The following is a 17,397-nucleotide window of genomic DNA, read 5'->3' as shown; positions in this document are numbered from 1 at the left end:
TCAGCTGGGGGAACCAACCGGAAGGCGTCGTAGAACAGCGCCTACCCTGCCTAACATTACCCGCGAGATTTCGGGGTCCGTCCCTACCGGCTCATGTCCTTCTGTAGAGCTTCGTCTGGCCATTATCGCCGCGGGTCTTGCGGGCCTTCGGGCTCCCCCTGGGGCTTTCGCAGCGAGGGGACCGATCTTCTCAAGCACACAATCACTAACCCGTCCCCCGCCGCCGTCACCAGCACCGCCGGCAGGCTAGTGGGTCATGTCGTTGGTTGTGTACGCAGCGGTTTATGGTCATCTTGTGACAGACGGGCGTTCCAAGAAGAGGAGTGGATGGGTCAGCTTTGGTTTGCCCGATGACCGGAAGTCATATTGGGCTTATCTGGTAGTTGTTGGGCTGGTTGCCGTAGCTCTCATGAATTTGGTTGATGATCCGGCCAGCGACACAAAGGTTCAAGTTCTCACCGTTTTGGGACTTGCGCTGGCTTCGATGGGTATCTGCTTCTACTGGGCCTTCAGCCTTCAGCGCGCTTCGGTCTCAGTTGTGGACTACATCAAGGGAACGACAGCGTCACGCACGATGCTGTGGTTTTGGGCAGTGTTCGGATCCATATCTGCAGTTTCACCCCTCATCGGCATCGGAGGGCAATCATTTGTCCCTCTATGGGAGTCTGCCCTCGGAGCGTTCGCCGGATTAGGTTCTGTTGTTCTCACGGCTGGTCCCGCCTACAAGGAATACCGGGAGGCGTTGGCCACGGTTAAGGCTGACTCGGAACTACGAGCCGGACGGGAGCCATCGAAAGAGTCTCGTACAGTTGCTGAACCTACAAGCGGGGGCCGTTACAGTTCGTTGATGCGTCTGCTGTTGGTAAGCCTCGTCGCGGTCTTCGTGATTGGCCGGAGAAGCGGACGCAGCAGGTGACCCGTCCCTGCAACCGTAAGGTGTCCCGATTCCTCAAAGGTCAGGCAGACTAAAAGGGGGCTGAACCCTTGACAGAGGCGGTTCGGTAGCGAGGGAGATTATCCTTCGTTTACAACCTCGGCTATCTCGCTCGAAATTTCAGCGATCGTATTGATCGCGGTGTTCCTAGCTATCTTGTCCACCAGTGACGGTGAGACCTTTGCAATGTCGTCCCGGGAAATTTCGTGCCAAATCGGAAGCATGCGCTGAGTACCGTTGACACTCATGCCAATGATCCCGTCCAGTTCGTACTGCGGCCATCCTTTAGCAAAGAACGACTTGGAAAGAACCACCACACCAAAGGCACTGTGAGCCAAGCCGTAGTCGATTTTTCGGCGAAGGCTGTCCCCTATCCGGAGTTCTGTCTTGTCCAGCCAAACCCGAAGCTCATGCTCACGTAGTGCATTCGCAAGAGGTTCCGCCACGGCCTCTTTATCTTCAGAGGCATGGGAAATAAAGACATCCCAAGTTTCTCCTGCATCGTCGGGTACAACAGGTGGACGCTCGTGACGGATGTTGGACAATGACTGTGGCGCAGAGGATTTCGCTACGGGCAGCGCTGGAGGCTCCACGGTGACCGATGAACGCAAGGCCCCACCCTTTAAGCCCATTTGGTCCACCGTGAGATACCAACTCCCTGATCGGGGAACTGCGATCCGAAACGGGGATGTTTTTACGAGTCCGCCAACGTACCGATGGCTTCGCCCCGCCTTGTAGGCGTTGAAATTCGAGCTATCCATCAACCGGACGTTCGCTCCCCTGCTGAGGGTGACAACGACCGTAGACCCCTTGTCCAGCCGCGCAAAATGGTACTTGGTGAAAGGTAGGCCGGCCATATCAACTCCTAGAGTCCAGGCCGTACCCCAGCTGGCAGGCCCTGTGATGAGCAAACCACACACCTCTGACAATTCTCGGCCAGGCACTCACCCTTATGCTTATGGCTGTCATGAGAAACGTCCCAGTTCCTTGGGACTGAGACGGTGCCAGCTGCCGCGCATTGCCCAGACATAATTGCCTCATGGGCTACTCCGAGATTGTTTCCACGGCTGCGTTTCTACTGGCGCTTTTCGTGGCCTGGCGGACTTGGCGCTGGGATCGCCCCGTCGTCACGGTCTCGGGAAGACAATGGCTGGGCGGCTTAGGAACGGCTGAGCAGGCCAAAACCTCCTTCAGCGTCGAAGTCGCCAACACAGGCAACCACGCCACACAGATTCTCTCTGCCTTCTGGCAGGTCGAGCGCAGAAACTCTCCCGTTCAGACAATCCTGGCCTCTCATGGAGGAGGCGGCATCCAGTCTCTGTTCCAAGCCCCCAGCGCGTCAAAGGAGCCAGCGTTTCCTTTCATCCTTGACCGGAACCAACGGGAAGCCTGGGACTTTGAGATGAGTATCGACGGGCTTCGGGACCGCGAAGCCATTACTCGTATGAGGCCAGCGGTGGAGCTCCTATCACGCAAGGACCACCATGTTGTCTACGGAACCTGGCAACAGCCCAAACTTCCATAGAAACGCTCCCGCCCCGAAGGACCTTTCCTGTGCAATGGAGACTCGATCCAAATCCGAGGGATTAAGTAGTCGTCAGACTAGCCTTTGACCACACTCATATCTAAGGAGCTCGACGATGCCAGCAATCAGCAATCACGCGACGGAAGATCTGAGACAGGCTGTTGCTTACCTCAGCGGGCTTGCTGTGATTTTGGAGCAGCTTCACACCGAGGGTCGCGGCAGAGGCGGCGGGGATGTCCTCCTGGAGAAGCTGGAGGCCATGCAACAGGGTGTGAGTGAATGGGCGCCCCTCCGCTATCAAAGTGTGGGAATGGGCTGGGAGTACGTATCCAAGAACATCCGGGAGCTTGCCGGACGTCTCGAAAAGGAACTTGGGCGGTTGGGCAGCTAGGGCCTCCAGTGGCAATGAAAAAGGTCCCCCTCGCTAGGGAAATCATGGAGCCGTGGGTAGCAGTCGCCCAATCCTCAAGGCTAGTAAACGACGTTCTCTCGCAAATCGGCGAGCCCCTCCCCGGATCGAACTTTGAATGGGTTAATGCACACTACCCCTTTGAAAGATCTTCCGATTGGTGTCGGGAGTTTCTGGCAGCCGCCATTGAGCACATGCAACTTTGGGCCGATCACGTTGCCCCTCTCCGCTTCCATGAGGAAGCGGAGGTTATTCACACATTTCGACCCGTCCAAACCCTTTCTCGTGCCGCCATTGAAGCCGCCTCGCAAGCAGTTTGGGTCATGGACGGCGGAACTGCGAGTGAGTGTGCACGACGCCACGTGTGCCTCGTTCTTGATGACTTGGACCAACAGCGCAAAGCTGCACAGAGTGAAGAGCGTAAGAACCACCTGAAGGCTGCCCGTCAGCTTCTTCTCGAGAGGCTTCAGTCAGACATCAGCGAGAAAGACATAGGACAATTCCCTGGCTACATGAACATTGTCAAAGAAGCTGCGGCTACGGTGGCCGCTAAGGGAACAGTGGATGCGGATCTGGCACACCCAGAGGTGGTGGAGCGGCTATGGCGAGCGTCGGCCGGGTCGGCGCACGGTAAGAGGTGGCCCTCCTTAGAATTGCAGTTCGTGAACCCGGAGGAAGAGATCTCGCCAGGCCAGTTTGCGACTGACCGCATTCCGGATCCAGCTGCCATTACCCATATCCTTAATCTTGCAGGCTCGATACTTTCGTACGGCGTTTTACGATTCGCGGACTATTCGGGGTACACGCCTCAGCTCGGCAACATCCTGGCTACCGCCGGCGAGAACCTCGGAGCCATAATTCCCCGCCGCGCGGATGCCTAGCGCGGCGTGTCCCACTTCCTTGGAACCCGGACAGTCCGGTGAGACGCTGCCCCAATGGAGTGAAAGCAGGCCGGCCAAGGCACCCCAGTTATGGCGCAGGGATTGTCAGCAGTAGCGTGCCTCTTCGAGCGACCGAGAGCGATGGCCGGCCAAAGACAACCCGCCAGCAATTTTCGCTGCTCACGCGAGGAACAACGGCCTTTCCAGGAGGACAGCTACACGTCAAGGGTCAAGATTCAGACCCCGAACTAGCTAACTTGGAGCCGATCTTAGGGCCGATGAGCATGTAGAGGAGCCGGATAAGAATTATCGCAGCCACCGCCAAGAGAACGAAGGCTATAACAGGCCAGACGCCGACAGCTTCCTCACAGGCAGCCGAGAGCGCTGGAAAGTTGGCATCCCTAAGTTCGCTGTCGTATTGGTTGAAGGCGGACCCGCAGTTGGTATTGACCACATTGCCGTGTCCACTCGCGGCACTGGCCCTGATTTCATGGGTCCCGCTGTAGATCCCTGCGACTAGGGCTACTAAACCTACAAGCAGCATTGTCAATCGCATCTGTGGGCTGCTCGGTCCGGAGAAATACTGGGGCATGAGGTCATTGAAGCAGATGGGTACCCTACTTTGACTAGAGTCTCAAATAGTTTGCCGCGGGGATGGAAGAAGAAGGCATCCATTTCCTTGTTGTGGAGACGCTGCAACGGGGCGAGTAACGCGGGGTTTCGACGACGCTGATCGACCCGGGCTCGTCAGCCCGCGCGGATGCCATTGTCTGCCAGGAACTCGCGGGCACGGCCCGTTTGGCGGTCCTCGGAGAAGGTGTACCACTGTTCGCTGAGGTTCTCGCCCTGGACGAGGTCGCGGAACCGCGAAAAGGCACCTTTTCCTTCGATGACGCGCTCCAGTCGTTCTCGGATGGCCTCATCATGCTGCCGCTCGGCGAAGGCCTCCATATCCTGCCAGGCATTCCGCGAACCGGTGCGATTGACTCGAAGCCAACGGTCCGGCTCCTCCTCCACATCGATGGCGGCGCCCTCCCCGACCATCATCGGGTCAGTGGCGCTGTCGTCATACACCTGCCCGGTACGCAAGTCGACGTAGCCACCCGGCGACAGATCGAGGTCCCCTTCCAGCACGGTGCTGAGCATGTCGAGGGCTACCGGCACCACTCGGCCTGACAGCGGCACGCGGCGCAGAACGGCCAACAGGTCCTCCGCGAGTGCCCGGTCACCAGGGCCACCGCGCCAAGTCAGGCGGTTTATGACCGACATGGCCACCGGCTCGGCTTCCTGGCGCCTCTGCTCCAGCGCCATCGGGATGCCCGCCCCCACCTGTTGAAGAACATCATCGATGGCGTGTCCTGTCACCGCCGCAAGAAAGCGGGCCGCATCTCCTGTGCCGATAGCTATACGCAGCTCGGACAGGTCGATCGGCGGCACCTGCGCTAGTGCGGGCCATGCCTGCAGCTGCATAGGGTGCGGCCCGTCCGGTTTCCCTGGCACCTTGCTCTCCCCATCGTCGGTAGCCCACCGACGCCCATACTGATCCGGGATGCTGCCCCAGCCCCAGTACGGCAGGGGAACGTCAGGACGGATACCCAATACCTCCATTGGATCCACCTTCGCCTCGCCGACCACGCATCGGTGGGTCCAGGCGTCACCGAGGTCGAACGTGAACTGAAATTCAGCCCCCGGCTCCACCGTCCGCACGACCTTGGCCACATCGATGTCAATTGGTGCGATGACCGGGCCACCGACCGACGCGGCCATCTCGGCCCCGGTCTCTTCATCAGTGATTACTCGGCCGTCGGCCAGGCTGAACATTGACAGGTGAGAGCGGTCCCACCGGGCGAAGGCCTCGTTTATGGCATTGGCGAGATCCATGAAGGTGTGCGACGGTCCGACCGCGAAGATACGCCCTGGCCACGGCCACAGCTCCTCACCGCGTCCGCCGAGCAGTTCCACCGTCAGCGATAACCAGGTTCGTGCCATATCCCAAGGATGGCATGTGTCGTGGCGGTGCCGTAGTCGCGACACTTGGCCAACCTCCGAGCTGCGAATGACGTTCGAGTGTCCCGCTTCCTTGGAAGTGGAACCTTTCCATCACTGGTCCAGCGAGGTCCACGCGAACCAGGAAAATAGGGGGTAACCCAACCCCGCCATGCCCTAAGCGGGACTGACTCCAGACGTGCTGAGACCGGGAGCCAGCCCCACCCCCATGGCAAGTGCTCCCGGGCGAAGACACAAGGACCTCCCCCAAACAAGGACAGAGAACACCCACCGATGCACATCATCCGGTAAATACATGCTTCCAACAATCAAAACGGCCTGCTCAAGGTCTTCAGAAGGTTGAATCGTCCATTCGATGGCAGGACGGCCGTATTGTATGGTCATTGCAGAAAGCCCGTCGCTCCCCCAATCGACGGGCTTTCACCAATCATGCGAGAGAATGCTATCGGTGGATCGAGGCGGCAGGCATCTTTCCGCCAATCAAGAAGCCGTCAGTGTTTCTTGTCCTTTATTTTGGACTCATTGCCCGGTTTCACTGTGTCGGAGTCACGAATCTTCCCATCCCGACTGTGAATCCTCACTTCCCCGCCGCCGGCGCTTTTCACCTGCTGCTTTGCCAGAACCTCGGCTTTCTTCTGTGTTGGAGCCGCTGCTGTGGGAGCCGCCTTCTTCGGCTCGCTTACCTTCCAATCGCCGGCCTTCTTGTCCGGAACGACATGACGCACGTTGTTTGCAGGCTTGGCGCTTGGCTTGGTCGCAGGCTTAGCCGCCCCGGCCTTTGAACCGGATTGCTTGGAACCTGACGTGCCTGAGGATTTGCTTGGCATCTGAGACCTCCTAGTAGGTGCAGCAAACACTACTGTCGCTGGTCGCGACGGGACACCATGACTAGATGCGGGAACGAATCCCTGCAAGCGTTCTGGATACCACTGCAGCGAGAGTCGATGACACTGGAGCAGCGGCAGGCGACTCCGCCGCCTACGGTGGGAGGGCAGAGCGTATTCGCGGATGTTCCATATCGCGCCGATATGGACGTCCTCACGAATTGGGGGCTACGTTTTGGGCATGACGTACATGTTCCGTGTCCGGTTCAAAGTCGGCCCCAACACACGGATCGAAGCCAAGGTCGATGAGCTGGTGCTCGATGAGACCGGCGGTGTGCGGGTCTTCCTAAAATCTCTTACAGCTGGGCAGCTGGTGAATGATGCTGACGAACTGGCCATGCGGGGAGAGGGCTACGCGACGGAGGCTCAAGCAGCGGCCGAGGGAAAGCGCTGGGTTGGTGCGCTCGTTCTGGGAATGATCTCCGAGTTCGTGGGCCGAGTTCGGCGAACGCGGTCCGATGGGATGGCTATCCCCGGCAGGCCTGGAGCTCGTCAGCGCTGCCAACCCCGCCGTACGCGCCTACAACGACATCGCAGGACTCCAAGTCCTCTCCCAGAGTCCACAGCCGGTCTTCTGCCGCGTCCAAGCAACTGCCATCGCAGGCAAGAATGGCGACGCTATCGCCGCGCACGTGCGGGAGGCCTTCAGCCATCATGCTGACCCTGATGAGCGCAGTCTCTTAGCCTGCGAAATGTACGCCGCTTCGCATTTCATGCCGTCCGAAGACTCACGCTTTCTAATGCTGATGATTGCAGTCGAGGCATTGATCGAGGCTGGAACCCGGTCGGCGGCGCAGGTGGAAGCGATCGATGGGTTGGTCGAGCATCTCGCTTCCCTGTCGCTGCCGGAAGAGGAGCGGCGATCACTGACGCAAACAATTGCTGGGCTGAAGACGGAATCTATCAATTCCGCAGGTAAGCGGCTAGCGGCCACTTTAGGCGATCGGACGTATGCGGGTAAGTCGCCAAAGCGGTTCTTCCGAGACTGCTACGACGCTCGAAGTGACCTTGTCCACGGAAACTTGGGTCGTCCGGGTACCGAGACGATCCGAGGGCTCGTTGGGCCCTTGGAGCACTTCGTGAGGGATCTGGTCCTTGAGCGTAACGGGTTCCAACCTCGCGGTGATTAACGCCAACGGCGTTGGCACCTACGAGCAGCCGTAGCCCGATACCCATCAGGGGTGTTCCACTTCCTTGGAACCGGGACACCCGTTTCGGGGCACCTTGCGGGAATGCCGTGCCATTGGAATAACAGCACTGATGGTAACTTCTACCCTGAAGGTAAGAAGTTTTCCCTACGTGCCTTGAGCAAGCCCCGCATGTATCTCTTCTTTGCTGCACGGGAAGAGCGCACGCTCGGGAAAGAGAAAGGGCGTAGACCTGTTGGGAGCTATTGAAGAATACCTCGGTCCGCACCTTAAGGGTCTGGCCGGCCCATACCTCTTCGTAGGGTCCGGCATCTCTCGCCGGTATGCCAGCATCCCCGACTGGGAGGGGTTGCTACGGCATTTCGCCGACCTGACGCCGAACCCCTACGCATACTACAAAGGCTTGGCTGGCAGCGACCTGCCGAAGATAGCCAGTTTGATTGCTGAAGCGTTCTACGCAGTGTGGTGGAAGTCCCCTGATTTCCAAGCATCCAGAGCCAAATGGCAGGATCAAGTTACCGACCCGTCTTCAGCTCTGAAAATTGAAGTGGCCAACTTGGTTGACGCCAAAGTTGCGACTACTCCAATCCCACCGGACCATGTAACCGAGTTTGACCTTCTCAAATCCGTAGACGCGGACGGGATCATAACAACTAATTACGACCCTCTTCTAACGAAAGCGTTTGACAGCTACACAGTGTTTGTCGGCCAGGATGAGCTCCTGTTCTCCGATACTCAAGGAATAGCCGAAATCTACATGATCCACGGTGCGTCCTCCGACCCAGGGTCCCTTGTCCTGACCGCTGAAGACTACGAGGACTTCCGAGGCCGGAACGCCTATCTGGCAGCCAAGTTGATGACCGTGTTCGTTGAACACCCTGTCATTTTCCTTGGGTACAGCATGAGCGACCTGAACATCCAGGAAATCCTTGAATCGCTCGTAACTGCCATGCGTGGGAAAAACGTCGACAAGCTACGTGACCGCTTGATATTCGTTGACTGGCAACCCACTGCTGCGCCTCAGGTGCGAACCAGATCTGTGTTGGCCAACGGTGTCAGCATTCAAGCAGTAGAGATCGTCGTGCCTGATTTCGTGGAGCTCTTCACTGTTTTGGGCCAACGTGAGCGCGCCATGCCCGCACGCGTGTTGCGACACCTGAAATCTCAGGTCTACGAGTTGGTGAAAAGCAACGATCCTCATGGGCGCCTGGTCCGGGTATCCGACATTGACGACGACGGCGCAGAAAACTTCGACGTTGTCTTCGGTGTCGGGGCAAAAATGACCGTCAAAGGGATCATTGGCCTTACAAGGCACGACATCATGGACGATGTCCTGGAGGCCCCCGATAGAGGACTGGCGCCCGAGCAGGTGGTGGGCAATGCGCTGCCGCACTTCCAGTTGGCCTGGTACGTCCCTTGTTTCAAGTACCTACGCCAGATGGGTGCCTTGACCTCGGAAGGGGAAATTGGCGCCACGGCGAAGGTTCCTGCCCAAGTAAAAAAACGTGTGGATAGGGTAAACGCCTCGCTGAAGTCAAAGGTAGAAACCCCATCTCTGACGATGCAAGAACTGGTAGCGAAACGCGGAACCGAATGGATCTTTAAGAATCCATGGGAAGTCGTGCGCTACACGAGCGATTGGGAAGGCTTGCAGGAGTACCTGCTTGCCAACATCGCACAACGCCAATATCCGTGGTGGACCACACAGTACGGGAAGCTCTGTGTCGTCTACGACTGGCTAAGGTACTCGTCCGATGTAGGCAATCCGACAAAGTAAACCTTGGGGACTGGGAATTAGGTCCGAAAACTTGCCCGGTTACGTAACCTCGGTGTCCCATAGCTGTCCCAAAACTAGGGGCGCGTTACGCGGCTGCGGACGCGACTTCTGGGACGTCGTTCCTGCTAAGAGCCCGAGTCAGTGATGAAACGCTGACGCTAAGCCGCTCAGCCGTTTCCTTCAAAGTCTTCCCTTCATTGCGCAGCTGCTTGGCCGTTTCCAATTTCCCTGGCGTCATCGACCGCGGACGGCCGCCGAGCCGGCCTCGCGCTTTAGCTGCGGCCAGCCCAGCCTTCGTTCTTTCCGACAGCCGTGATCGTTCGTATTCCGCGAGGGAAGCGAACATGTCAAAGATGAGCTTGCCGTGGGCACTAGTCGTATCCAACCAAGGTTCAGCCAGGGAACGGAAGCCTATCCCTCGCTGACCCAGTATTGTGACGATGTCCGCAAGGTCGGAGGTACTACGGCCTAGCCTGGTCAGGTCCGCGACCAACAGCACGTTGCCCGGCTGCAGATAATCCAAGCAGTCCTTCCACCGCGCCCTTGCCTGGGTAGCACCGGACGCGTACTCCTGAAAGACGCGGACTGCTCCGGCCGCTACCAATGCTGTCAGTTTTCGAAGTCGACTGCACAGAATGTCCAAAGCCGTCTGCACAGCCCCCGTTGGGAAATCGGCTTACGGGCAGCTCCTGCAGGTCACGCAGGCCGATGACTAACTCTTGAAGATTGCAGGGAAGTCGCTGTAGCTTGGGCCCATCACTTCGACGCGGACCGAAGGCAGTTCCACCTGCGGGATGCCGAAGCCGACCTTCACGGACTGTGTCTCACCCGGCAGGATGGTGCTGAGCGTGCCGCCCCCCACATTCTCGTTGTTGGCCCGCTGCGCTTCGGTGCCCGTTGCCCCGTAGGTCACCCTCGGGTAGGCCATCGTGAATCCGTTCACGGGCTCGGTGCCCTCGTTGACCACGGTGACGGTGAACAGAGTGATGTTTCCCTCCACCGCTCCGTATGCGTACTGCCCCCCCGGCACCACTTCAGGCGGTGACACCGACACCTTTACTCCGCTGGGGAACGTGATCGTGCCGCCCAGCGGGGCGGACATTGCTCGTGTAGGTGTAGGTGTCGGAGTTGCTGTCGGGGCCTGACCTTGGTCGATCGTGGGCTGCGGTGTCTGCATAGTGTTGCTGTTAGGCGGCACGCTGCCAGGGCCACCGCTGCAGCCCGCCAAGAAGGTGAGGGCAGCGATAGCTGTCAGGGCACCAGTTTTCTTTCCCATTGGGCTCCCTCTTACATTGCGGCAAATCTTCACGGCGTCGTGATGCTGCCATTGTTGCTCCTGCATCCCGATAGCACCACAAATCTTCGGAAAAGTGATGCAAAACGAGGGCACTAGGGGGTTCAACATATGTGAAAGAAATTGGAAAGGCCGCCTGCCGCGTCGGGTACTCGGCACCCGCTGGCGGTGTCCACGATCCCTGGCCGTCTAGCTTGCGAAGTTCGTACCTGTAAATTTTTGGACCGTCGTAGCAGTCCTCCACTCAGCCGCTGTTGTTCCTGTAATTAAACTTCACGCGTCCGTTTGAGGCCGGAGATACGTGACGGCTTAGATATGGCAACTATGTCGTCGGGCGAACTGGTTGGCTCTTTGAACTAATCACGAATCCACTCACCATGGACGCTGATCCCGCCTTGGGAGCACCATGCCTCATTCGCCCTGTGGTCTCCGCGGGTTTGAAGTCGTAGACTACATGCCACAAGCGGCAAATGCCTGATGTTAGTTATCGATCATAATCTGTTCACAACCACTATTCAGTGAGCAACACGTGATCGACAATTCGAACAGGCGCGGTGCTTGGATAGCACATCCGATGTACCTAGGGGAACCTTGAGAAAATACGCCGTTGTCCCTGCCCTTGCTGTGGTTCTCGTCTCTGGCTGCGGTGCACCCCAAGCCACCCCGGAAGCTTCGGAGAGCCCCTCATCCAGCGGTACCTCTCAGAAACCAGAACCCTCGGCCGCCACGCAACCTGCCAAGGCTGCGTTCCAAGTTTCAGAGAAGACGGCGTGTACGCAGCTTCTTGGCACTGATTCTGACGGTCCACTCTTTGGAGTCGTCTCCCTAGTAACGGAACTTAACGGAGAGAGCGATGGGGCTGCCGTGATCGAGAAAGCCCGCCTCCTTGACGAGGAAGTATCAGGCATAGCTGAGCATGCTCCGGACAACTTGGTCCCCCTGCTGACGGCACTTTCTGGCCCTATGGACGACATCATCGGCCTAGCAGACGGGACGCAGACGTCCCCAGATTTGAACTTGCCTGCGTGGAAAGCGGCAGCAACAGAACTCCTGACCCTTTGCGGACCCTATGACCCTGAGTCAGGAAGTCAGGCTGCTCCAGCACCTACAAAATCCAAAGCGGACCAAATCAGTGCCGCCTACCCCGGCTACCCGCTGATAGTGAATGTTGCCTCACTCGACTGGCGAGTGAGGAGCTCTCTGGAAGGGAAGCTCGTCAACGGCCAAGTCGTTGCTCTCGCGCCGGGGCTTTACACACCATTCAACCCCAATGTCCCTGACCTTAAGTCCTATTACGAGTCCGGCAGTGTCACTGGAGATTCCGCGATGAAAAATGCGGTGCTTCCCAACATGGGTGGCTCGACTTGGTCCGGTGTCCTACCTGGATCGGAAGAACCTCAATAGAAATGAGGGCATCAAAAGCTTGCCCCGCTTTCTCGTCGCGCTAGGACTTGCCTCGGCAGCTGCGGCGAGGGCTGCGAAGCGGATATGAAGGGTACCGGCAGCAGAGTCTATGGGCTGTTCCCACCTGCAGTTGGCGACCCTACTGCCCAGTGCGGTTGTCATCGTGTTCTCAGAAACGAAGGATTGCAAGAACAGCTCTGAATCGAGAATCCCGAGCTCGATCGCTCGTCGAACTTGGCGCAGCGTCCTGCCCGGGAAAATTGGGACGACGAAGAAAAAGGAGCAGCCCGGGCCCCCGCTCTCACAAATAGTTCTCGAAACGGTACAGTCGGACTAAGACCCCGAACCGAGTTTTGAGAAGAGAACACCCCCATGGCCACACACCGCATCGGCTACGCCCGGGTCTCCACCCGGGATCAGAACCTGGACCTGCAGGTCGAAGCCCTGAATAAGGCCGGATGCGACAAGATCTACAAAGACGCCATCAGCGGCACCAAGTCCCAACGCCCCGGCCTCGACCAGGCTCTGGACAACCTGCGCCATGGTGACACCCTGGTGGTGTGGAAGCTGGACCGCCTGGGCCGGAGCGTGAAAGACCTCTTGGACTTCGCCGGCGGACTGAACGACCGCGGCGTAGGATTCGTCAGCCTCACTGATGCCATCGACACCACAACGGCCTCCGGACGCTTCTTTTTCAACGTCATGGCGTCCCTGGCCCAGATGGAACGGGAACTCATGATCGAACGGACGCAGGCCGGCCTACAGGCCGCACGCCAACAAGGACGGGTCGGCGGCCGCAAGCGCATCATGACAGATGCCAAGATCCGCTCAGCCCGCAAACTCCTCAAACAAGGAACACCGCCGCGGGAGGTCGCCGACACCCTAGGAGTCTCCGTACCCACCCTCTACCGATGGGTCCCGGCAACAGGAGCGACCCAGGCACCAAAGAAGTAGTTCCTGCAGGTTGGTGCAAACGGCTTCGGAAAAGATGACTGTTGGTGCAGAGGACTATTGAGCAGAATGCAGTTTGGTGCAGGGCACTTCTGACATTTAAATATCCATACTCGTCTGCACAACAGCGGAATTCCGGGGGCGCTTGTGCAGACGACTTGTGAAAACGACAAATGCGTCCACCTGCGAATCGAGCGATTGACCACGAGTACTGACCCTCGCATATCCGACTAGATTCCTCGACACGTCAAAAACCCTCCCATCACCCTTTTGACCGGCTTTCTTTTCGGCAACCAGTTTTGACTAAGAATAGGAGCGCTTTTTCGACTTTTTTCGGAGGCTTGCTGAACATGGTCAGAATCGGTCGTTTTTGAACGGTCACTGAATATAAGTCAACAGACTGCTGATACTGCTGCCGTTCGCTTGTGAATCGGGCTCATCCTGACTAGAGACCCGTCATAGTCCAAACGGGCCCCCGCGCAACCTTGCGCAGATTGCTCACTGCCAATCGATCATTGACGAGGGCCGCGTTCGCAGCCCCCACGTGATACCGAGTTGATATCAAACCGATAGCAACTCCTATCAATAGCTCATTCGTAAGTATCGCGGACCTGCTCGAGACCGATCCTAAGGGCGCGCAATGCCATAGGATGCTTCTTGCGGCCTTCAAGCTTCGCCACGACCGCAAGCAACTCCATGAGCTCACGGTCCTCGTCGAAACGAAGCAACATCGTCCTAGCGCTTCCCTTGTCCCTCGAATCGCTCAGTATGGGCGTGACGCTGGGCCTGACTGGAGCTCCACGCTCAGCACTGACAGCCGGCGGAGTCAGTAACGGTTCAGCCGCATTGCCGAAGGCCTCGATAGCCTCGTCCCTAGCCTTCTCGGACGCGGAACGCTTCTTGATTGCCACTACCCCATCAACTCCTCTGCCAACCCGCGGATTTCCCTCGCCGCTTTAGGGTTTTTCCACTCAACGACTCCGAGCCCCTCCCCCACCACGTCTCGATAAGCCTTGCGCTCGTACAGGACAGTTCGCAGTGGCTCGATACTCGGATAGTCGGAAAGGTAATCCCTGGCGTCACCACTTTCGGACTCGAACGCATTGGTAGACACCCGCGTAAGGGCCCCCCTGACACGTAACGAGGGGTTGAAGTCCCGGGCTGTTTCAATCAACCTATCGACAGTCGCGAGTGTGTCGAGATCGAACTGGCTCGATTGCGTCAGGACCAACAATTGATGTGCGGCAGTCATGGCTGTCCGCATCTCCTTGCTGTCCTTCCCTGCCACATCAACGAGGACAACGTCATAGCTCGTATCGAGTTCACGCAAGGTCTCGTGCAGGCTGCCAAGTTTCTCCACCACAAAGATGCGAGGTTCATGCCCAGCCTCTTCTCGGTCTCCCGCCCAACGTGCAGTAGACCGCTGCCGGTCACCGTCCACTACTGCTATGCGCATCCCCTTCTTCGCCAACTCAACGGCAAGGTTGGTTACAACCGTGGACTTGCCGACGCCGCCCTTTTCGCTACCCACAACAATGATCATGCCTCCAACCTAATGCCGGCATTGATAGCAGAAGACTAGCGACACGCTACTTGTTTGATAGCACTATGAAATCAGTATCAAGCTGCGAAGTTTCAAACTGCTATCAAAATGCTACTTATGGCCTCACCGCTGATGAGCAGCCCCCAAGGGTAGGGCTCCCCCGAGGTGACCCTCCCGGGCCCGGCCAAGCTATGCCCCGCTCGAACGCCGTCGGCTATTAATTTGCTATGAATTCGCTAGCACTTCGCTAGCGAATTCATAGGTGCGAGATGGACGGTAACCCGCAGCGCAGGGGTAGCGATGACTAGCAAAACGCTACTTGTTTGATAGCACTATTAAAGTAGTATCGAGTGCAGCACTAGATCGATGGGCGTGTGTGCCCAAAATGTTCTAACAGTTTCAAGTTAGTATCAAAATGCTACTTTTTGCTCAACCGCCTGAAGGGGGCGCATGGAGCCAAATAGCAAGTGCTAACCCCACACCACAACCCACGTGCTAGCGAACAACTATCAAACCGCTAGCAGTCGGATAGCAGCTAGTAGATACGGCAGAATCAACTAAATTAGAGGCATCACACCCAGGCAGCACCATCTACGCTTGTCAACTGGCATTAGAGAGACTATGCCGGTTGACGCAACCGCCACACTGCCGCATCATCCGGGGGCAGCCAAAATTCATCCCTTTCGGGTTCAAACATGTCGGCCTCAAGGATCACAAGCTGCGTTGTCTTGAACCTGTCGAGGTAGGCATGCCAGATTGCGCGTTCGTGGCGATTCCGGCGGATGTGGTCGAGGTAGTCGTCGAGCACTCCAAGCCTGGCGGCGAGCATGCGAAGGTTCACTGACGTAGTTCTCCATGTTCCACCGTGGCGCTGGATCATGCCGAGTGACTCCATCTCAGCCAACGCAGCCGAACAGGCGTTGCGGCTGACACCACTGTTACGGACGACCTCGGCGGTGGTGGGGGAGTAGCGGCCGCGTTCGATTGCCTCGTAGGCAAGAGCAGCGACGTCACCCAGGGCCCGGAACACGGGGCGGATGGCGTGGATCTTTCCTTTCCGCCAGGTCAGTTCCCTTGCGAGTTGGTGGTAGTGCTCGGGAAGTCGGATGAGATAGACGTCGGCAGCTTTTTGGCGGGCGTCCGCGATCTTGGTGAGAATCCCATCAGAAGCCTGCACCAGGATGGGCAGCAGCCTGGCGATGGTGACGTGGTGTTTGCCCATCGCCACGGCAAGAGTGCGGCAACCGACGTCGACAATGTCTGTTTCTCTGGCCCGCATATATCCCAGCAGTCCGCGGATCAGTAGGCGGAGGCTAAGGCCTTCGCGGCCGCGTTTTTGGAGTCTGTGGTCAAGGACTGCGTAGAGGATGTTTTCCAGATCATTCACAAGTTGGTGCACAGCAGCACTGCTGGGTTTCCCCGCCCCCCCTGTGGTTAAAGTTGGGCTTGTGTTGTTAATAAGGGCACTTTTCTCCCCGGGTTTACGGGGGAGTGGTTTTCGCTTGTTCGAAGCTGTGCCGGTGAAGGCTTGAGCTTTGGCCCACTCGTGAGGGAGGAGCCTTGCCTGGCGTTCTGCAGATCCATAGAGGGCAGCGAGGCCGGGGAACTGGCCGGCAAGTTCGTTCTCTATGTGCTGCAGGGACCAGCCACAGGCACTGAAGTGGTTCAGCACGGCCATCCGTGCCTCGGAGGGGCTCTTGTACCTAGCCGTGTCGTACAAACCGGTCCTGGCGACCCGGCGCAGCGGGGTCTCACTACCGGATTTCAGTAGCAGCGCCGGTAACCCGCCGGTCCGTTGAGAGGTCGCGGTCTTCGCTTCCCGGGCCTTGAGCGCGCGCTTGCGGGCCAGTTCCGGAGCCAACGTCGCACGCAGCTGCGCCAAGCTCTGCGCGGGGTTCCGGCGGCGCAGGATACCGTGCGCCTGGGACAGGGGAGTAATGAGGGTTTGGTGGCCACCGGACTTGTGGATGCTTCCTGGGACACGGATACACCCATCGGTGATGTTCTGGTGCGGGCTTGGGTCGAGACTGGTGGCCATCAGGGCCAATGCTTCGACCAGTTCCCGGGCCTCGGTCGCGTCCATCCGGTCTTGCAGCGGGACGTACAGGTGTCGTCCACCGCTGGGGGAGAAATCCTCCACAAACTTCATGCCGCACGCCGACAATAACCGGCCGACCCGGACCGCGTCTGAGTCCACCACGCCCTTCAGCGCCCTCGAGGTGTCAAAGTCCAGGCACAGCGTGGAGACGCGGCCATCCGCGCCGTGCACCATTACAGCGGCAGGACGTTCCGGCAAAGAACGAGTGATCCTCGGCGCATTCTCCGGCCGAGGATATTGAAACCGCTGCCCAATCCAACGCCCTAAACGGTACGAAGGAGCGCCAGCTATCAACGGAGCAAGACTCCATGCGTCTTCTGGTCTCAGATGTGGAGCGACACCCTCACGGGCATGCGTTGACGCCAATACCGGTTCCGGTACCATAAGGACAGTAGTTCCTTTCGAGGTAACACAAATGGCACCCACAGCGTGGGTGTTGTAACAGCTCGGATCCGGATCTTGGCGGATGAGGGATCTGAGCGAAGGATTAGGAAGGTCCCTCCTTTTAGGAGGGGCCTTCTTCCGTTAGGAAGCCTTATCGA

The 17,397-nt window shown here is 58.1% G+C and carries 17 protein-coding genes; 8 read left to right on the top strand and 9 right to left on the bottom strand.

What is annotated here, in order from left to right:
* Nucleotides 1-256 precede the first annotated feature (256 nt).
* Nucleotides 257-916: a hypothetical protein gene (locus ABRP28_RS21785; RefSeq protein WP_350005113.1), complete on the top strand. Its 660-nt coding sequence runs from the start codon at nucleotides 257-259 to the stop codon at nucleotides 914-916.
* Nucleotides 917-1,014: 98 nt separating this feature from the next.
* Here the strand turns inward: ABRP28_RS21785 and ABRP28_RS21780 are convergent, their stop codons facing one another.
* The gene (locus ABRP28_RS21780) at nucleotides 1,015-1,791 is read right to left on the bottom strand and encodes a DUF1883 domain-containing protein (RefSeq protein ID WP_015062467.1); all 777 of its coding nucleotides are present in this window, start codon (nucleotides 1,789-1,791) and stop codon (nucleotides 1,015-1,017) included.
* Between the two features lie 182 nt (nucleotides 1,792-1,973).
* Here ABRP28_RS21780 and ABRP28_RS21775 point away from each other — a divergent pair, with 182 nt between their 5' ends.
* The 3 genes from ABRP28_RS21775 to ABRP28_RS21765 all read left to right on the top strand — a co-directional run bounded on the left by ABRP28_RS21775 (nucleotide 1,974) and on the right by ABRP28_RS21765 (nucleotide 3,749).
* Nucleotides 1,974-2,459, top strand: a complete 486-nt coding sequence (locus ABRP28_RS21775; protein WP_350005115.1) for a hypothetical protein — start codon at nucleotides 1,974-1,976, stop codon at nucleotides 2,457-2,459.
* Nucleotides 2,460-2,574: 115 nt separating this feature from the next.
* Nucleotides 2,575-2,850, top strand: coding sequence for a hypothetical protein (locus ABRP28_RS21770; RefSeq protein WP_015062083.1), 276 nt, complete (start codon nucleotides 2,575-2,577; stop codon nucleotides 2,848-2,850).
* Between the two features lie 8 nt (nucleotides 2,851-2,858).
* Nucleotides 2,859-3,749 carry a hypothetical protein gene (locus ABRP28_RS21765; protein ID WP_350005117.1) on the top strand — a complete coding sequence of 297 codons (891 nt, stop codon included), beginning with the start codon at nucleotides 2,859-2,861 and terminating at the stop codon, nucleotides 3,747-3,749.
* 229 nt (nucleotides 3,750-3,978) lie between these two features.
* On the opposite strand, the gene ABRP28_RS21760 is transcribed toward ABRP28_RS21765, so the two are convergent.
* From ABRP28_RS21760 to ABRP28_RS21750, 3 genes are all read right to left on the bottom strand, one after another.
* Nucleotides 3,979-4,293 carry a hypothetical protein gene (locus ABRP28_RS21760; protein WP_015062463.1) on the bottom strand — a complete coding sequence of 105 codons (315 nt, stop codon included), beginning with the start codon at nucleotides 4,291-4,293 and terminating at the stop codon, nucleotides 3,979-3,981.
* 203 nt (nucleotides 4,294-4,496) lie between these two features.
* Nucleotides 4,497-5,738 (bottom strand): UPF0158 family protein, encoded by a 1,242-nt coding sequence (locus ABRP28_RS21755; protein WP_350005121.1) that lies wholly within the window; start codon nucleotides 5,736-5,738, stop codon nucleotides 4,497-4,499.
* A 509-nt stretch (nucleotides 5,739-6,247) separates the two neighbouring features.
* Nucleotides 6,248-6,583, bottom strand: a complete 336-nt coding sequence (locus tag ABRP28_RS21750) for a DUF2188 domain-containing protein (protein WP_015062461.1) — start codon at nucleotides 6,581-6,583, stop codon at nucleotides 6,248-6,250.
* 515 nt (nucleotides 6,584-7,098) lie between these two features.
* On the opposite strand from ABRP28_RS21750, the gene ABRP28_RS21745 reads away from it, so the two are divergent.
* Both ABRP28_RS21745 and ABRP28_RS21740 read left to right on the top strand, forming a co-directional pair.
* Nucleotides 7,099-7,770, top strand: coding sequence for a hypothetical protein (locus ABRP28_RS21745; RefSeq protein ID WP_374153038.1), 672 nt, complete (start codon nucleotides 7,099-7,101; stop codon nucleotides 7,768-7,770).
* Nucleotides 7,771-8,023: 253 nt separating this feature from the next.
* Entirely contained in the window at nucleotides 8,024-9,565 is a 1,542-nt protein-coding gene (locus ABRP28_RS21740; RefSeq protein ID WP_350005123.1) for an SIR2 family protein, read from the top strand.
* Nucleotides 9,566-9,650: 85 nt separating this feature from the next.
* On the opposite strand, the gene ABRP28_RS21735 is transcribed toward ABRP28_RS21740, so the two are convergent.
* Entirely contained in the window at nucleotides 9,651-10,220 is a 570-nt protein-coding gene (locus ABRP28_RS21735) for a recombinase family protein (protein WP_350005125.1), read from the bottom strand.
* Between the two features lie 57 nt (nucleotides 10,221-10,277).
* Nucleotides 10,278-10,613 (bottom strand): hypothetical protein, encoded by a 336-nt coding sequence (locus tag ABRP28_RS21730; protein ID WP_374153037.1) that lies wholly within the window; start codon nucleotides 10,611-10,613, stop codon nucleotides 10,278-10,280.
* A gap of 1,110 nt (nucleotides 10,614-11,723) precedes the next feature.
* On the opposite strand from ABRP28_RS21730, the gene ABRP28_RS21725 reads away from it, so the two are divergent.
* Together ABRP28_RS21725 and ABRP28_RS21720 are read left to right on the top strand one after the other, a co-directional pair.
* On the top strand, nucleotides 11,724-12,263 hold the full coding sequence (locus ABRP28_RS21725; protein WP_350005129.1) for a hypothetical protein: 540 nt from the start codon (nucleotides 11,724-11,726) through the stop codon (nucleotides 12,261-12,263).
* A gap of 372 nt (nucleotides 12,264-12,635) precedes the next feature.
* Nucleotides 12,636-13,217, top strand: coding sequence for a recombinase family protein (locus ABRP28_RS21720; protein ID WP_350005131.1), 582 nt, complete (start codon nucleotides 12,636-12,638; stop codon nucleotides 13,215-13,217).
* 587 nt (nucleotides 13,218-13,804) lie between these two features.
* Here the strand turns inward: ABRP28_RS21720 and ABRP28_RS21715 are convergent.
* The 3 genes from ABRP28_RS21715 to ABRP28_RS21705 form a co-directional block, all read right to left on the bottom strand.
* The gene (locus ABRP28_RS21715) at nucleotides 13,805-14,125 is read right to left on the bottom strand and encodes a hypothetical protein (RefSeq protein ID WP_234759001.1); all 321 of its coding nucleotides are present in this window, start codon (nucleotides 14,123-14,125) and stop codon (nucleotides 13,805-13,807) included.
* Entirely contained in the window at nucleotides 14,125-14,757 is a 633-nt protein-coding gene (locus ABRP28_RS21710) for a division plane positioning ATPase MipZ (protein ID WP_231454832.1), read from the bottom strand. Before ABRP28_RS21710 ends, ABRP28_RS21715 begins: the two co-directional genes overlap by 1 nt.
* Before the next feature lie 619 nt (nucleotides 14,758-15,376).
* Nucleotides 15,377-16,906, bottom strand: a complete 1,530-nt coding sequence (locus tag ABRP28_RS21705) for a hypothetical protein (protein WP_350005134.1) — start codon at nucleotides 16,904-16,906, stop codon at nucleotides 15,377-15,379.
* Between the last annotated feature and the right edge of the window lie 491 nt (nucleotides 16,907-17,397).

Source organism: Pseudarthrobacter sp. WHRI 8279, assembly GCF_040224115.2.
GTDB lineage: Bacteria > Actinomycetota > Actinomycetes > Actinomycetales > Micrococcaceae > Arthrobacter.
The sequence above is the reverse complement of the archived record's forward strand: the minus strand, read 5'-3'. Positions and strand labels throughout refer to the sequence as shown.

Bases quoted from the DNA above. Each gene is read 5' to 3' on its own strand.
- ABRP28_RS21785 (WP_350005113.1), top strand. From the start codon at position 257: ATGTCGTTGGTTGTGTACGCAGCGGTTTATGGTCATCTTGTGACAGAC.
- ABRP28_RS21780 (WP_015062467.1), bottom strand. From the start codon at position 1,791: ATGGCCGGCCTACCTTTCACCAAGTACCATTTTGCGCGGCTGGACAAG.
- ABRP28_RS21775 (WP_350005115.1), top strand. From the start codon at position 1,974: ATGGGCTACTCCGAGATTGTTTCCACGGCTGCGTTTCTACTGGCGCTT.
- ABRP28_RS21770 (WP_015062083.1), top strand. From the start codon at position 2,575: ATGCCAGCAATCAGCAATCACGCGACGGAAGATCTGAGACAGGCTGTT.
- ABRP28_RS21760 (WP_015062463.1), bottom strand. From the start codon at position 4,293: ATGCTGCTTGTAGGTTTAGTAGCCCTAGTCGCAGGGATCTACAGCGGG.
- ABRP28_RS21755 (WP_350005121.1), bottom strand. From the start codon at position 5,738: ATGGCACGAACCTGGTTATCGCTGACGGTGGAACTGCTCGGCGGACGC.
- ABRP28_RS21750 (WP_015062461.1), bottom strand. From the start codon at position 6,583: ATGCCAAGCAAATCCTCAGGCACGTCAGGTTCCAAGCAATCCGGTTCA.
- ABRP28_RS21745 (WP_374153038.1), top strand. From the start codon at position 7,099: ATGGGATGGCTATCCCCGGCAGGCCTGGAGCTCGTCAGCGCTGCCAAC.
- ABRP28_RS21720 (WP_350005131.1), top strand. From the start codon at position 12,636: ATGGCCACACACCGCATCGGCTACGCCCGGGTCTCCACCCGGGATCAG.
- ABRP28_RS21710 (WP_231454832.1), bottom strand. From the start codon at position 14,757: ATGATCATTGTTGTGGGTAGCGAAAAGGGCGGCGTCGGCAAGTCCACG.
- ABRP28_RS21705 (WP_350005134.1), bottom strand. From the start codon at position 16,906: ATGAAGTTTGTGGAGGATTTCTCCCCCAGCGGTGGACGACACCTGTAC.